Annotated in this window: 14 protein-coding genes; 9 read left to right on the forward strand and 5 right to left on the reverse strand. The window is 71.2% G+C overall.

The genetic code is table 11. From position 1 onward, the window contains the following. A complete protein-coding gene (locus tag ACIQWG_RS02385; protein ID WP_404089338.1) occupies nt 1–1,182 on the reverse strand; it encodes a flavin-dependent monooxygenase in 1,182 nt (393 codons plus the stop codon). Between the two features lie 312 nt (nt 1,183–1,494). Here ACIQWG_RS02385 and ACIQWG_RS02390 point away from each other — a divergent pair, with 312 nt between their 5' ends. The 8 genes from ACIQWG_RS02390 to ACIQWG_RS02425 all read left to right on the forward strand — a co-directional run bounded on the left by ACIQWG_RS02390 (nt 1,495) and on the right by ACIQWG_RS02425 (nt 8,608). Then, nucleotides 1,495–2,610, forward strand: a complete 1,116-nt coding sequence (locus ACIQWG_RS02390) for a Gfo/Idh/MocA family protein (RefSeq protein WP_404089340.1) — start codon at nt 1,495–1,497, stop codon at nt 2,608–2,610. Then, a complete protein-coding gene (locus tag ACIQWG_RS02395) occupies nt 2,607–3,524 on the forward strand; it encodes a PmoA family protein (RefSeq protein WP_404089342.1) in 918 nt (305 codons plus the stop codon). The genes ACIQWG_RS02390 and ACIQWG_RS02395 overlap by 4 nt, the downstream gene beginning before the upstream one ends. Then, nucleotides 3,518–4,270, forward strand: coding sequence for a cupin (locus tag ACIQWG_RS02400; protein WP_404089344.1), 753 nt, complete (start codon nt 3,518–3,520; stop codon nt 4,268–4,270). Before ACIQWG_RS02395 ends, ACIQWG_RS02400 begins: the two co-directional genes overlap by 7 nt. Nucleotides 4,271–4,342: 72 nt before the next feature. After that, entirely contained in the window at nt 4,343–5,626 is a 1,284-nt protein-coding gene (locus ACIQWG_RS02405) for an ABC transporter substrate-binding protein (protein WP_404089346.1), read from the forward strand. Then, on the forward strand, nt 5,623–6,561 hold the full coding sequence (locus ACIQWG_RS02410; RefSeq protein ID WP_404089348.1) for a carbohydrate ABC transporter permease: 939 nt from the start codon (nt 5,623–5,625) through the stop codon (nt 6,559–6,561). The genes ACIQWG_RS02405 and ACIQWG_RS02410 overlap by 4 nt, the downstream gene beginning before the upstream one ends. After that, on the forward strand, nt 6,558–7,424 hold the full coding sequence (locus ACIQWG_RS02415; RefSeq protein ID WP_404089350.1) for a carbohydrate ABC transporter permease: 867 nt from the start codon (nt 6,558–6,560) through the stop codon (nt 7,422–7,424). The genes ACIQWG_RS02410 and ACIQWG_RS02415 overlap by 4 nt, the downstream gene beginning before the upstream one ends. Before the next feature lie 5 nt (nt 7,425–7,429). Next, complete coding sequence (locus ACIQWG_RS02420) at nt 7,430–8,026, forward strand: hypothetical protein (RefSeq protein ID WP_404089352.1); 597 nt, start codon at nt 7,430–7,432, stop codon at nt 8,024–8,026. Between the two features lie 129 nt (nt 8,027–8,155). Beyond that, nucleotides 8,156–8,608: a phospholipase gene (locus tag ACIQWG_RS02425; RefSeq protein WP_404089354.1), complete on the forward strand. Its 453-nt coding sequence runs from the start codon at nt 8,156–8,158 to the stop codon at nt 8,606–8,608. 82 nt (nt 8,609–8,690) lie between these two features. Here ACIQWG_RS02425 and ACIQWG_RS02430 read toward each other — a convergent pair whose 3' ends face one another. Beyond that, nucleotides 8,691–10,970, reverse strand: a complete 2,280-nt coding sequence (locus ACIQWG_RS02430) for a heavy metal translocating P-type ATPase (protein ID WP_404089356.1) — start codon at nt 10,968–10,970, stop codon at nt 8,691–8,693. A 100-nt stretch (nt 10,971–11,070) separates the two neighbouring features. Next, nucleotides 11,071–11,295, reverse strand: coding sequence for a heavy-metal-associated domain-containing protein (locus ACIQWG_RS02435; RefSeq protein WP_404089358.1), 225 nt, complete (start codon nt 11,293–11,295; stop codon nt 11,071–11,073). Nucleotides 11,296–11,462: 167 nt separating this feature from the next. Between ACIQWG_RS02435 and ACIQWG_RS02440 the strand changes: the two genes are divergently transcribed. Beyond that, nucleotides 11,463–12,413: a hypothetical protein gene (locus ACIQWG_RS02440; protein WP_404089360.1), complete on the forward strand. Its 951-nt coding sequence runs from the start codon at nt 11,463–11,465 to the stop codon at nt 12,411–12,413. Nucleotides 12,414–12,465: 52 nt separating this feature from the next. Here ACIQWG_RS02440 and ACIQWG_RS02445 read toward each other — a convergent pair whose 3' ends face one another. Together ACIQWG_RS02445 and ACIQWG_RS02450 are read right to left on the reverse strand one after the other, a co-directional pair. Beyond that, the gene (locus ACIQWG_RS02445) at nt 12,466–14,301 is read right to left on the reverse strand and encodes a glycoside hydrolase family 15 protein (protein ID WP_404089362.1); all 1,836 of its coding nucleotides are present in this window, start codon (nt 14,299–14,301) and stop codon (nt 12,466–12,468) included. Between the two features lie 229 nt (nt 14,302–14,530). Beyond that, entirely contained in the window at nt 14,531–15,310 is a 780-nt protein-coding gene (locus tag ACIQWG_RS02450; RefSeq protein WP_404089364.1) for a DeoR/GlpR family DNA-binding transcription regulator, read from the reverse strand.

Genomic DNA, 15,310 nt, shown 5'->3' on the forward strand with positions numbered 1-15,310 from the left:
CTACAGGAACGGCGTGCCCGGGTCGACGCCGGACAGGACCCGGCCGTAGATCTCCAGGTTGGTGGCCGGGTTCACGAACGAATGCAGACACAGGGCGTTGAGGTCGCGCACCGCCCGCTGGATCGGCACGTCCAGCTGGAGGGACGACGCCCCGGAGGCGGAGCCGAGCAGGTCGACGGCCTCCTTGCAGAGCCGGGCCACATGGCCGTTCTGCGCGCGGATCCTGGCCCGTTCCTCGGGCGGATACGGCTCACCGGACTCGGCCCGTGACGCGATGGCGGAGAGGAAGTCGGCGGTCAGCAGTTCGGCGCAGGAGAGCTTCATCGCGGCCTCGGCCAGTTGCAGATGGGTGACCGCCGCCTCGCTCTGCCGTGCGTGGAAGGTGTAGGTGATGCCCCGCCGGTGGCTGCGCTCGGTGAACTCGGCCAGGGCGGACCGGGCGAGGCCGAGGGCGTTGGGCGCCGTCCACGCACAGAACATCAGCAGCACGGGCATCCGGTAGAACGGGTCGTCCGCGCTCGACTTCGACGGGAACTCGCCCGCCAGCAACGGGCCGACGGGGAGCGCGCGGTGCGCGGGCACGAACACGTCCCGTGCGACGACGCTGTCGCTGCCGGTGCCCGCGAGGCCGGAGACGTACCAGTCGTCGAGGATCTCCAGCTCGGCCATCGGCACGGCCGTCCACAGCAGCTCGGGCGGGCCGTCCCCGGACTCCGACTCCACCCGCACGGTCAGCAGATGCCAGTCGGCGTCGTGGCAGCCCGTGGCGAAGCCCGAAGTGCCGTTGACGAGGTAGCCGCCGTCGGCCCGGACCGCCGTCGCGTCGGGCACCAGGGTGCCGCCGACCTTGACGTCGGGGCCGGTGAAGATCTCGTCCTGCGCCTCGTCGGGGAGGAGCGCCGCGATGTAGGAGCACCCGGCCTGGATCACCGTCTTGAACGCGGTCGAGCCGCACGCCGCGGCGATCTCGGCCACCGCGTCGACCTGTGTGCGCAGCCCGCTCTGGTAGCCGCCGTAGCGCCGGGGGACGTTCATCCGGTGGATCCCGGCGTCGGTCAGCGCCGCGGCCACCTCGGGCGACACCCGCCGCCGCTGTTCGGTGCGCGGCGCGTGCTCGCGTATGAGTGGTCGCAGGGCCCGTACGCGCGCTACCAACTCGGCATCGGTGCCGGCTGCTGCCATCGGTGACCTCCCGAGCACGACGAGTCATCACCGTGACGTGGATCCCGGGAGCTGTCAACGCCCTCTGATCGAGCCAGAGTTGAGGCGCGGCCAAGGCGCCGGGACGGTTCGGAAAGCACTTTCGATCTTCGCCCGTTTGAGGGGGCGCCGGGGAGGGGACCGTGCGGGAGGTGGGGCGAGCCGAACGGGTCGGGCTTTGTGGATCTCACCGCACAGGGGTTGTCCTTACATTCCGTACCCGCCTAGGGTCGCCCTCGAAGTGCAAGCGCTTTCTGAAAAGCGGGCTGTCCGCCGGCCGTCCGAGGAGAACAGATGCCCCCAAGCCCCGCCCGTCGCCGCGTCGCCGTGATCGGCACCGGTGCCATCGTCAGCGGCAGTCATCTCCCCGCCCTGAGATCCCATGCCGACCGGGTGGAGCTGGTCGCCGCCGTCGATGTGGACCGGGCTCGGCTGGACGCCTTCCGGCAGCTCGCCGGTGAGGAGGTCGCCGGGTACACCTCGACGGGCGACATGCTGGACGCCGTACGCCCCGATCTGGTCCTCATCGGCACGCCGCCGTCCCTGCACCGGGAGCAGACCGTCGCCGCGCTCAAGGCGGGCGCCTGGGTGCTGTGCGAGAAGCCGCTGTGTCTGTCCCTCGCCGAGTACGACGACATCGCGGCCGCCGAGGAGGCGTCGGGGGCGTACGCGTCGGTGGTCTTCCAGCACCGGTACGGCTCCGGCGCCGTGCACGCCCGTGAGCTGATCGCGAGCGGTGAGCTGGGCGCCCCGCTGGTCGCGCACTGCCAGACGACCTGGCACCGCGACGCCGCGTACTACGCGGTGCCGTGGCGTGGGAAGTGGGCCAGCGAGGGCGGCGGGCCGACCATGGGGCACGGCATCCACCAGTTCGACCTGCTGCTCAACCTGCTCGGCTCGTGGACGGAGATCCGCGCCATGGCCGCGCGCCTGGTCCACGACACCGAGAGCGAGGACGTCTCCACGGCGCTCGTCCGGTTCGACAACGGCGCCCTCGCCACCGTCGTCAACAGCGTGCTGTCGCCGCACGAGGTGAGCCGTATCCGCGTCGACTGCGCGGACGCCACGGTCGAACTGACCCACCTGTACGGCCACCGCAACGACGACTGGGTCTACACCCCCGCCCCCCACGTCCCCTCCGAGCGCGCGACCGCCTGGCGCACCCCCGCCACCGACGTGCCCAGCTCGCACACGGCGCAGCTCGGCGCCCTCCTCGACGCCTACGACAACGGTGTCCGGCCGCCCGGCAGCGGCCCCGACGCACGCGCCACCCTCGACTTCGCAGCCGCCCTGTACAAGTCCGCCTTCACCGGGCACCCGGTGCACGCGGGTGAGATCGGGCCCGGCGACCCCTACTACCGGGCCATGCACGGAGACCACCCCCACTGGGCCCCCAAGGAGCGCGCATGAGCATCCGCGTCACCCACGCGCACGGCGACCACATCGCGGTGACGGCGGCGAACGGCACCGAGATCCTTCGCTACGTGTACCGCCCCGACCCGGACGCCTTCGAGTCCCGCAAGCCCTACGCCCATCCGGTGCGCACCCTCGCCGGGCACACCGTGACCGGCTACCGGCCCAGTGACCACCGCTGGCACAAGGGTCTACAGATGACGGCGAGCCATCTGTCCGGGCAGAACTTCTGGGGCGGCAACTGCTATGTGCACGGCCAGGGTTACCTCGCCCTGCCCGACCGGGTCGGCTCCATGCGGCACGACGGCTTCACCGAGTTCACGGTCGACGACGACCGGCTCGCCTTCACCGAGGAGCTGACCTGGGTCGAGAACGGCGGCGAGGAATGGGCGCGTGAAACGCGCGGACTGGCCGTGCACTCGGTGGACGAGGCCGCCGGCGCCTGGGCCCTGGACTGGTCGATCCGGCTGACCAACCTCCGTGCCGAGCCGCTGCGGTTCGGGTCCCCGACGACCGAGGGCCGGGAGATGGCCGGGTACACCGGACTCCAGTGGCGCGGCCCGCGCGACTTCACCGGCGGAACCGCCTTCGCGCCGGAATCCGACGCGGACGCCGAGAAACTGATGGGCAGTCAGGGACCGTGGCTCGCCTACACCACCGAGCACGACGCCATCGACGGACACTCCACCCTGGTCTTCGCGCACGCGCCCGAGAACCTGAACGCCCGCCACGAGTCCCACTGGTTCGTGCGCGCCGAGCCGATCCCGACGGTGGCGTTCTCCTGGGCCTTCTTCGAGGAGTTCGAGCTGCCGCCGGGCGAGGCCTTCGCCTACCGCTACCGGGTCGTGTTCGCCGACGGGGCCTGGGACCGGGAACAGGTCGCGTCCCACCTGGAGGGAATTCCGTGGTGAAGCCGGCCCTTCCGCACCCGCTGCCGGGCGCCGTCGGCCTGTCCCACCTCAGCGCCTACGACTGGGAGGCCGCCGACGGGGTGTGCGGCGGCAGCCCGCATCTGCACCTGGTGTGCACCGAGGCGTACGTCGTCACCGGCGGCCGGGGCGCCGTACAGACGCTGAGCCCCGACGGATACCGGGACATCCCGCTGGAGCCGGGCTCCGTCGCCTGGTTCACGCCGGGCACCGTGCACCGTATGGTCCAGGGCGGCGGTCTGCGCATCACCGTGCTGATGCAGAACAGCGGCCTGCCCGAAGCCGGTGACGCCGTCTTCACGTTCCCGCCCGAGGTGCTCGCCGACCCGGAGCGGTACGCGGCGGCGGCCACGCTGCCGTCCGGCACCGGCCCGGAGACGGAGGCCGCCGCGCGGCGCCGCAGGGACCTCGCGGTCGAGGGCTACCTAGCCCTGCGCGAGTCGCTCGTCGCCGGGGACAAGGGCCCGTACCTGGAGTTCCAGCGCGCCGCCGCCCGGCTCGTACGCGCCAAGGTGCCGAACTGGCGGGAGCTGTGGCGGGCCGGTGCGCTCGCCGCCGCCGAACGCACCGGCGCCCAGCTCGACGCGCTGGAGGCGGGCGAACCCGCGTATCTCGACGAGGCGACCGCGTACGAGGCCGGGGCCACCCGGCTCGGCGGGTTCGGGATGTGCGGTCGCCGGGACGAGTACAACCTGCCGGGGACGACGCTGCCGTACGGCGGCGAGTAACCGCCTTTTCGCCGGGGGGCGTTCACAGGGGGGCCAACACAGAACACCGAGGAGAGGAGAGGTGACCTCGGCATGCCCGGACACAGGACAAAGGGGTTCTGCGCTTCGGCCGCCGCACTCGCGCTCTGCGCGATGCTGGCCGGCTGCGGAGGATCCGGGGAGTCGGTCGGCGGCGGCAAGGTCGTGCTGCGCTACACGTGGTGGGGCAACCCCGACCGCGCGGAGCGCACCGAGCAGGCCCTCGCCCTGTTCGAGAAAGAGCACCCGGACATCCAGGTGCAGACGTCGTTCTCGGCCTACGACGCCTACAAGCAGAAGCTCGCCGTCCAGGCCTCGGGCGGCGACACCCCCGATGTGATGCAGCTCGACTACCGGCAGATCGACCAGTACGCCTCCGGTGGGGTCCTGCTCGACCTCGGCGAGCAGAAGACCGTACTGCGCACCGACGAGATCGACAGAGGGCTGCTCGCCACCGGCCGGCTGGACGGCACGCAGTACGCGATCCCCCAGGGCCGGGGCACCGAGACGGTCGCCTACGACGTCGAGGCGTGGAAGGCGTCCGGCGTGCCGCTCCCGGGAAAGAGCTGGACCTGGAGCGAATGGGCCGACACCCTGCGCGCCCTGGCGAAGAAGACCGGCAAGCCCGGCGCCACCGACCCCGGCCAGAGCGAGGACTGCTTCGAGGTCTGGCTGCGCGGCCAGGGCAAGTCCCTCTACACCGAGGACGGCGGGCTCGGCTTCACCGCCGGCGATCTGACCCGCTGGTGGACCTTCACCGACGAGTTGCGGCGCGAGGGCGTCGTCTCGCCGGCCGAGCAGACCACCCAGCTGGACGGCTCCGTCGAGAACACCCCGCTGGGGCGCGGCGAGGCCGTGAGCGACTCCAATTGGGACGCACCGGCCAGCGGGTTCCTCGCCCTCATACCCAGCGGTGTCGCGCTCGCGCCGATGCCCTCCGGAGAGGACGGCACGCCCGGCCAGTACTTCAAGCCGTCGATGTTCCTCGGAGTCGGGGCCAACACCGGTCACCCCGAGGAGGCCGCCCAGCTCGTCGACTTCCTCATCAACGACCCCGGGGCGGCGAAGGTCCTCGGCGCCACCCGCGGCATCCCCGTCAACGACTCCGTCCGTGCGGAGATCGAGCCGCAGCTCGAGGACTTCGACAAGACGATCGCCGCCTACCAGGCCTCCCTGGAGGGCACCTTGGAGGACCCGCCGCAGGCCCCGCCCTCGGGTGACAACGCCCTCCAGACCACCTTCCAGCGCGACTACGACCAGGTGTCGTACGAGCGCATGTCGCCCCGTGCGGCGGCCGAGAACTACGTCACCGAGGCGAAGGCGGAGCTGCGGTCATGACCACCACCACGATCCCCACCCGGGCGAAGCCCGCGGCCGCCGCGACCTCAAAACGCCGCCCGAGGCGCGAACGCCAGGGCCCCGCCTGGGTGTTCCTCTCCCCATGGGTGCTCGGCGCGATCGTCCTCACCCTGCTGCCGATGGCCGTGTCGCTGTACCTGTCCTTCACCGACTACGACCTGTTCAACCCGCCGCGCTGGGTGGGCCTGCGCAACTACGTGCAGATGTTCACCGAGGACCCGCGCTACTGGCGCTCGGTGATGACCACCCTGACGTACGTCGTCATCGCCGTACCCCTGCAACTGGCCCTCGCCCTGGGCGTGGCGCTCGCCCTGAAGTCCATGAAACGCGGCAAGAGCTTCTACCGTTCGGCCTTCTACGCCCCCTCGTTGCTCGGCGCGTCGATGTCCATCGCCCTCGTCTGGCGGGCGATCTTCAACGACGGCGGCACGGTGGACAACCTCCTCGGCACCGGCGGCTGGGTCAACCGCCCCGGCTGGTCGCTGCTCGCCGTGGCGCTGCTGACGGTGTGGCAGTTCGGGGCACCGATGGTCATCTTCCTCGCCGGCCTCCAGCAGATCCCGGGGGAGTTGTACGAGGCTGCGGCGGTCGACGGGGCAGGGAAGTGGCGGCAGTTCCGGTCCGTCACCGTGCCCATGCTGTCCCCGGTGCTGTTCTTCAACCTCGTGCTCCAGACCATCCAGGCCTTCCAGGTCTTCACCCCCGCCTTCGCGCTGAGCGCGGGCAAGGGCGGCCCCGCCGACTCGACCCTCGTCTACACCCTCTACCTGTACGACCGCGGCTTCGTCGCCTCCCACATGGGCTACGCCTCCGCCATGGCCTGGGTGTTGCTGATCGTGATCGGCGCCGTCACGGCGGTGCTGTTCCGCACCTCTCGCTCCTGGGTCTTCTACGCCTCCGAGGGGGACCGATGACCGCCGTATCCACCACCGAGACCCGTAGGCCGGTTCGTTGGGGCAGGATCGCCCTGCACCTCGGCTGTCTGGCCGCGCTGCTCGTGATGCTCTACCCCCTGGCCTGGCTGCTGGCCACCTCGCTCAAGCCGGCCGACGAGGTCATCGCGAGCCTCGACCTGCTGCCGCGGCACCTTGAGTGGTCGAACTACTCCACGGCCCTGGACGGCGTCAACGACGTCTCGATCTGGCGGCTGCTGACCAACTCGCTGCTGATCGCGGGCGGCGCGGTCCTCGGCAACGTGATCAGCTGTTCCCTCGCCGCATACGCCTTCGCGCGGCTGCGATTCCGCTTCCGCGGACCGCTGTTCGCGTTCATGATCGCGACGATCATGCTGCCGCACCACGCGGTGCTGATCCCGCAGTACATCATCTTCAACCAGCTCGGCCTGGTGAACACCTACTGGCCGCTGATCCTGCCGAAGTTCCTCGCGACGGAGGCGTTCTTCGTCTTCCTCATCGTGCAGTTCATGCGCGGTCTGCCGCGCGAGCTGGAGGAGGCGGCCCGGATCGACGGCTGCGGACCGTTCCGCAGCTTCTTCCAGATCGTGCTGCCGCTCACCCGGCCGGCGCTGATCACCACGGCGATCTTCACCTTCATCTGGACGTGGAACGACTTCTTCACCCAGCTCATCTACCTCTTCGACCCGGACAAGTTCACGCTCACGCTCGCCCTGCGCTCGTTCGTGGACGCCTCCAGCACCTCGGCGTTCGGCCCGATGTTCGCGCTGTCCGTGATCGCGCTGCTGCCGATCGTGCTGTTCTTCCTCGCCTTCCAGCGCTTCCTGGTGGAGGGCATGGCCAGCTCCGGACTCAAGGGGTGAGCGGGATGCCGGGACACGAGGCGGGCGAGGTGTTCGGCCCCCGGATGACGCTGTTCGCCGATGTGCTCAGCGTCGGCCTGGCCACGGCCGTGGCGTGTCTGCCCGTGCTGACCGCGCCGGCCGCGCTGTCGACGGCGTGCGCGGTGCTTCGGGGCGCACGGGAGGGCCGACCGGCCACCGCAGGGCGGTACTTCGCGCTGCTACGGCGACGGCTGCGGACCGGCGACCTGGCGGCGGGCGCGCTCGCCGTGGCGGGCATGCTGCTGCTCGCCGCCGATCTGGCCCTGGCGGGCGCCGGGTTGCCCGGGGCCGAGCTGTTCGCGGTCACTGCGGCCGCGATCGGGGCGTACGCCATGGTGGGCGGCCTCAGGGCCTGCGCCCGCCCAGAGTCGCTCACCGACTGGCGGGCCGCCGTGCGCGAGGCCGCCCGGGACTCCGTGCGGGACGTGGGAGGCAGCGCCCTGGTGCTGCTCGCGGTGGCCACCGCCGTGCTGTGCGCCTGGATGCTGCTGCCGCTCGCGTTCCTCGCTCCGGGGCCGCTGGCCCTCGCGGTCACCGCGGTGGACCTGCGCAAGGGGGATGACGGCGAGTTCATCCCCTGATCTCCTTGCACGTCCATGAGTTAACGGGCCATTAGGCGGCGCGCGGTGTGAAAGTGCCGTTCAGGTGTCAATCATCTTGTCATGAACCTGCGACCCGATGGGCGGGTCGCAGCCTCATGGAGGTGTGGAATGCACCGCAGACTCGCCACCGGTCTATCCGCCTCAGCTCTGTCCCTCGCGGCCGTCTTCGCCACCGCCACGGCCGCCGACGCCGCTCCCGCCGACAAGCCCCAGGTCCTCTCCAGCTGGACGCAGACCAGCGCGTCCAGCTACAACGCCTGGGTCGCCGCCCGCGCCAACCAGTCCGCCTGGTCCGCGTACGGCTTCGACTGGTCCACGGACTACTGCTCCTCCTCGCCCGACAACCCCTTCGGCTTCCCGTTCTCCACGTCCTGCGCCCGGCACGACTTCGGTTACCGCAACTACAAGGCGATCGGCGCATTCGACGCCAACAAGTCGCGTCTGGACAGCGCCTTCTACGAGGACCTCAAGCGTGTGTGCGCCAACTACAGCGGTGCGACCAAGACCGCCTGCAACAGCACGGCCTGGACGTACTACCAGGCTGTGAAGGCCTTCGGCTGACAGCCCGGCACACAACGGGAGGGGCGCCGCGGGTGCGGCGCCCCCTTCGTCCACTCGCTCAGGGGCCCCTTCGTCCACTCGCTCAGGGCGCGGCCCGGAACGAGCGCAGCCGCAGGGAGTTGCCGACCACGAACACCGACGAGAAGGCCATGGCCGCTCCGGCGATCATCGGGTTGAGCAGTCCGGCCGCCGCGAGCGGCAGCGCGGCGACGTTGTAGGCGAACGCCCAGAACAGGTTCGAGCGGATGGTGCCGAGCGTCCTGCGGGCGAGCCTGATCGCGTCGGCCGCGGCGCGCAGATCGCCGCGTACCAGGGTGAGATCGCCGGCCTCGATCGCCGCGTCCGTGCCGGTGCCCATCGCCAGACCCAGATCGGACTGGGCCAGCGCCGCCGCGTCGTTCACACCGTCGCCCACCATCGCGACCGAACGGCCCTCGCCCTGAAGGCGCTTGACGACATCGGCCTTGTCCTGCGGCAGCACCTCCGCGATCACGTGCTCGGGCGCGATGCCGACCTCGCTGGCGACGGCATGGGCGACGGCCCGGTTGTCACCGGTCAGCAGGATCGGCGTGAGGCCCAGGGCGCGCAGCCGCAGGATCGCCTCCGCACTGGTCGCCTTCACCGCGTCGGCGACCTCCAGGACGGCCCGCGCCTCGCCGTCCCAGGCGACCGCGACGGCGGTACGACCGGCCGCCTCGGCGGCGGACCTGGCCTGCCGCAGATCCTCGGGCAGTTCCATCGCCCACTCGCCGAGCAGCCGCTCCCGACCGACCAGCACCGCGTGCCCTTCGACGACGCCCTGCACCCCGAGGCCGGGCACGTTCGCGAAGTCCTCCGGCGTGGGCAGCGCACCCAGCCTCTCCAGCGCCCCGTCGGCCACGGCTCGGGCGATCGGGTGCTCGGAGGCGTGCTCCAACGCGCCCGCGAGGCACAGGACGTCGGCCTCGTCGGTGCCGTCGGAGGTGTGCACGGCCAGGAGAGTCATCCGTCCCGTGGTCACGGTGCCCGTCTTGTCCAGCACGATGGTGTCGACCTTGCGCGTGGACTCCAGCACCTCCGGGCCCTTGATCAGGATTCCGAGCTGCGCGCCGCGTCCGGTGCCCACCATCAGCGCGGTCGGCGTGGCCAGGCCCAGCGCGCACGGGCAGGCGATGATCAGCACGGCGACACCGGCGGTGAACGCGGCGGCCGCTCCGGCGCCGTTGCCGAGCCAGAAGCCCAGGGTGCCGAGCGCCAGGGCGATCACGATCGGCACGAACACGGCGGAGATCCGGTCCGCGAGCCGCTGCGCGGCGGCCTTGCCGTTCTGGGCGTCCTCCACCAGCCGCGCCATCCGGGCGAGTTGGGTGTCGGCGCCCACCCGAGTCGCCTCCACGACGAGCCGGCCGCCCGCGTTGAGCGTCGCGCCGGTGACGGGGTCGCCCCGCCCGACCTCGACCGGCACGGACTCGCCGGTGAGCATCGAGGCGTCCACCGCCGAGGACCCCTCGACCACGGTCCCGTCGGTGGCGATCTTCTCGCCGGGCCGGACGAGGAAGCGGTCGCCGACCTTCAACTCCGATAGGGGTACGGTCCGTTCGCTGCCGCTGCCGCTGCCGCTGCCGCTGCCGCCGGCGCCCAGTACGGTGACGTCCTTGGCACCGAGCTCCAGCAGCGCCTTCAGCGCCGCGCCGGCCTTGCGCTTGCTGCGGGCCTCGAAGTAGCGCCCGGCCAGGATGAAGGCGGTGACACCGGCGGCCGCCTCCAGGTAGATGTTCCCCGAGCCGTCACCGCGGGAGATGGTCAGCTCGAAGGGGTGCGTCATCCCCGGCTCGCCCGCGGTGCCGAGGAACAGCGCCCACAGGGACCACAGGAACGCGGCCGAGGTGCCGACCGAGATCAGCGTGTCCATGGTGGCGGCGCCGTGCCGCAGATTGGTCAGCGCCGCCTTGTGGAAGGGCCACGCGGCATACGTCACGACGGGCGCCGCCAGCGTGAGCGACAGCCACTGCCAGTACTCGAACTGCAAGGCCGGGATCATGGCCATGGCGACAACCGGTACGGCGAGCGCCACAGCGGTGATCAACCGCTCCCGGAGCGGCCGCAGTTCGTCATGCCCCGCACCGCTCTCGGCCTCCTCCGGCGCCGGCGGCACGGGCTCTCGCGCGGTGTATCCGGTCGCCTCCACCGTGGCGATCAGGTCCTGCACCGACACACCGCCGCCGTGGCTGACCTTCGCCTTCTCGGTGGCGTAGTTGACGGTGGCGGTCACGCCCTCCAAGCGGCTCAGCTTCTTCTCGATGCGCGCCGCGCACGAGGCACAGGTCATGCCGCCGATGGCGAGCTCTACCTCGGTGGTGGTGTCGGACGCGGGGGTGGTCATCGCTGCTCCTGGTGCGGGGTGCGGGGTGCGGGGTGCGGGGTGCGGGGTGCGATTGGGGTCGGGTCTGGGCGGTTCGGGCGCGCTGGTCAGGCCGCGCTGGTCAGGCCGCGCGCCCGGTGAGCTCGTAGCCGGCCTCGTCGACGACCTCGGCGATCACGGCGTCGTCGGGGGCGTCGGGGGCGTTGGCGCTGGTGACGGTGACCTGCCCCGTCGCCAGATCGACGTCCACGTCGGTGACGCCGTGCAGCTCGCCTATGACCTTGGTCAGCGTTGCCTCGCAGTGGGCGCAGCTCATGCCGGCGACGGCGTACGTGGTGGTGGTCATCGGGTTCCTCCCGGTACGGGGTGGGGGTATCCTTGCCGTTGTCCATGTATACCCCTAGGGGGTAGCCGAAGCAAGGCTCGGATGAGGTTGACGCAATACCCCTAGGGGGTATGGTGAAGTGCATCGAAGGTCCCGCACCGAACCACCCGACCTCGCAGGGAGACGCCATGAACGCCGCACTGAGGATCACCGCGTTCGCCGCCGCACTGGCCGCGACCTTCGGGACCGCCTACGGCGTCGGCCAGGGCGTCGACCCCGTGATCGAGTCCCCCGCGCCCATCCGCCACGACAGCCACGGCAAGACGTTGTCGAATCCACAGGAGGGCGGCGGGCAGGGCGGCCACGAGACGACGCCGGCCGGCGGGCTCCAGATCTCCGAGGGCGGCTACACCCTCGACCTGAAGACCCCGAACGTCACCGCCGGCCAGCGCGCCGACCTGGCCTTCGCCGTCCGCGACAGCACCGGCCGTGCCGTCACCGCCTTCCGGCGCGAGCACGACAAGGAGCTCCACCTGATAGTCGCCTCACGCGACCTGGCCACCTACCGCCATCTGCACCCCACCCGCGCCGCGGACGGCACCTGGAGCATCCCCGTCGAGCTGCCCCGCGCCGGCGGGTACCGCGTCTTCGCCGACTTCACCCCGGCGAAGAAGGGCGCCGAGAACCTCACCCTGGGCTCGGACCTGGCGGCGTCGGGCCCCTTCGAGCCGCGGCAGTTGCCCGCCCCGAACTCCATCGCGAAGGTCGACGGCTACGAGGTCCGGCTCAATGGAGCCCTCACCCCGGGCAAGGAGAGCGAGCTGGAGCTGGAGGTCTCCCGGAACGGGCGCCCGGTGACCGACCTCCAGCCCTACCTCGGCGCCTACGGCCACCTGGTGGCCCTGCGCTCGGGCGACCTCGCATACCTGCACGTGCACCCGAACGGCGAACCCGGCGACGGCACCACGAAGCCCGGCCCGGCGGTCTCGTTCACGGCGACCGCGCCGAGCAGCGGCACGTACCGTCTGTTCCTCGACTTCAAGCACGAGGGCGAGGTGCGCACGGCACAGTTCACGGTCCGGGCGGGCGCCGGCGGCGAAGCGCCCTCGCACGAGGAGGCGCCCGGCCACGGACACTGATCCCCGAGCGGCGACGGGGCCGACCGGCGATGCGTGGGGAGGCGAACTCGCCTCATCCCAGGGCGCGGTCCAGGTTGAACGCGGCGCTGATCAGGGCGAGATGGGTGAACGCCTGGGGGAAGTTGCCCTGTTGCTCGCCGGTGTGGCTGATCTCCTCGGCGTACAGGCCCAGATGGTTGGCGTACGTCAGCATCTTCTCGAAGGCCAGCTGTGCCTCGTCGACCCGGCCGGCCCGGACCATCGCCTCGACGTACCAGAACGAGCAGATCGAGAACGTGCCCTCGTCGCCGCGCAGTCCGTCGGGGCTCGCCGCCGGGTCGTACCGGTAGACCAGCGAGTCGGACACCAGTTCCTCGGTGAGGGCGTCGAGGGTGGACAGCCACTTCGGGTCGGTCGGCGCGATGAACTTCGCCATCGGCATCATCAGCACGGCCGCGTCCAGTACGTCGCTGTCCTCGCACTGGACGAAGGCCTTGCGGGTCTCGGACCACCCCCGGCTCATGATCCGTCGGTAGATCCTGTCCCGGCTCTCCTGCCAGCGCGGCACGTCGGCGGGCAGTCCGCGACGGTTGGCCATGCGGATGCCCCGCTCGATCGCCACCCAGCACATCAGCCGCGAGTACAGGAAGTTCTTGCGGCCGCCGCGGGTCTCCCAGATGCCCTCATCGGGCTGGTCCCAGTTCTCGCACACCCACTCCACCAGCGCGCACACGTCGTCCCACTGGTCGCTGGAGATCGGCTTCGCCCACTTGTCGTACAGGTAGATCGAGTCGATCAACGCCCCGTAGATGTCCAGCTGGAGCTGGTCGGAAGCGGCGTTGCCGACGCGTACCGGCGCCGAGCCGAGGTGGCCCTCCAGATGGTCGAGGACCCGCTCGGGCAGATCGGCGCGGCCGTCGATGCCGTACATGATCTGGAGTGGGCCGTTGGCCGAGCCGTCGCCCCGGCTGACGTGGTCGGTCAGGAACTTCATGAACGCCTCGGCCTCGCTCGTGAAGCCCAGCCGCAGCATCGCGTACACGCAGAAGGCCGCGTCGCGCACCCACATGTACCGGTAGTCCCAGTTGCGCTCGCCGCCCATCTGCTCGGGCAGGCTGGTCGTCGGCGCGGCCACGATCGCGCCGGTGGGCGCATAGGTGAGCAGCTTCAGTGTGAGGGCGGAGCGGTGCACCATCTCCCGCCAGCGTCCCCGGTACTGGGACGCGGACAGCCACCCCCGCCAGTACGCCACCGTGCTGTTGAACTGCTTCTCGGCCTCGGTGCGCGCGCACCGCTTCATGGCCAGCGTGTCGCCGACCTGGTCCAGCGCCAGCACGGCCGACTCGCCCTCGGCGAGTTTGAATTCGGCGTGCACGTCCGGCCCGTCGACCTCCAGGGGCACGGTCGACGTCAGCCCGATCGACAGGTCGTCCGACTGGAAGACGGCGACCTCGCCCTCCATGCGGACGGTGTGCGCCTGGGAGCCGTAGTCGAAGCGGGGCGCGACCCGGGTGTGGAACGGGATCGAACCGCGCACGCACACCACACGCCGGATCAGCCGGTGCCGCTCGACCTCGGCCGGCTCGCCGTCGACCGGCATGAAGTCCTGCACCTCGCCGACGCCGTCCTCGGTGAAGAACCGGGTGATCAGCACATTGGTGTCGGGGAAGTAGAACTGCTTGGTCCGGGCCGGCACCGACGCCGCCAGCTCGAAGCAGCCGCCGCGCTCGGCGTCCAGGATGGCCGCGAACACGCTCGGCGCGTCGAAGGACGGACAGCAGTACCAGTCGATCGTGCCGTCCGTCCCCACCAGGGCCACGCTGCGCAGATCGCCGATCAGGCCGTGGTCGGCGATCGGTACGTACCGTGACGCCCCGGATGTGTCCGTCTCGATCGGGGTAGTGCTCATCGCAGCCTCCCTGGCCCGCCATGCGCCTCGATCCCAGGGTAGGTGGAATCGGGCGGACGGGGGCGGGTCGATGGCCGGGGCTGAGGCGGATGAGGGGCGCGTGGTGGTCAGGGTCGCGGCGGACGGGGACCCGCGGTGGTCAATGCCGAGGCCGACGAGGGGAGCGCGGCGGTCAGTGCCGAGGCGGACGAGGGGCGCCGAGAGGGTCAGTGCCGCGGCGTACGGGGGCTCAGACCGCGATGACCCGCAGTCCCGCCTCCTCGAAGCGCCGTACCGTCTCCGGATCAGCCGCCGCGTCGGTGACCAGCGTGTCGACCGCCTCGGCCGCGCAGATGCGGGCGAACGCGCGCCGGCCGAGCTTGCTGGAGTCCGCCGCCACGATCACCCGCTCGGCCCGCTCGCACAGCAGCCGGTTGATCGCCGCCTCCGCCTCGTCGTGCGCGGCGGCGCCGTGCGTGACGTCGAAGCCGACGACGCCGAGCACCGCCACGTCGATCGTGATCTGCGCCAGCACGCCGTCCGCGAGCGGCCCGATGAGCTCGTACGACTGCGGGCGCGCCACACCACCGGTGACCACGATCTTGAACTGCGGGCGCACGGCCAGCTCATTGGCGATGTTGAGCGCGTTGGTGACCACGGTCAGCGCCGGTGTGCCGGACGCCAGGTCGGTGCGCACGGCCAGCGCCCGCGCCACCTCGGTCGTCGTCGTACCGCCGGTCAGCCCGACCGCCTCGCCGGGTGCGATCAGGTCGGCCACGGCCTTGGCGACGCGCTGCTTCTCGGAGGCATGGCGTGCCGTCTTGTAGCGCAGCGGCAGCTCGTACGACACCCCGTGCACTACCGCGCCGCCCCGGGTGCGGACCAGCATCTGCTGCTCGGCGAGCTGATCGAAGTCACGGCGGATCGTGGCGGCCGACACCTCCAGCTCGGCGGCCGCCTGCTCGACGTCCAGCCGGCCCCGCTCGACGAGCAGTTCCAGCAGCGCCTTCCAGCGGGCGTCGCGCGACAT

The sequence above is a fragment of the Streptomyces sp. NPDC098781 genome (genome assembly GCF_044759995.1).
Classification (GTDB): Bacteria; Actinomycetota; Actinomycetes; order Streptomycetales; family Streptomycetaceae; genus Streptomyces.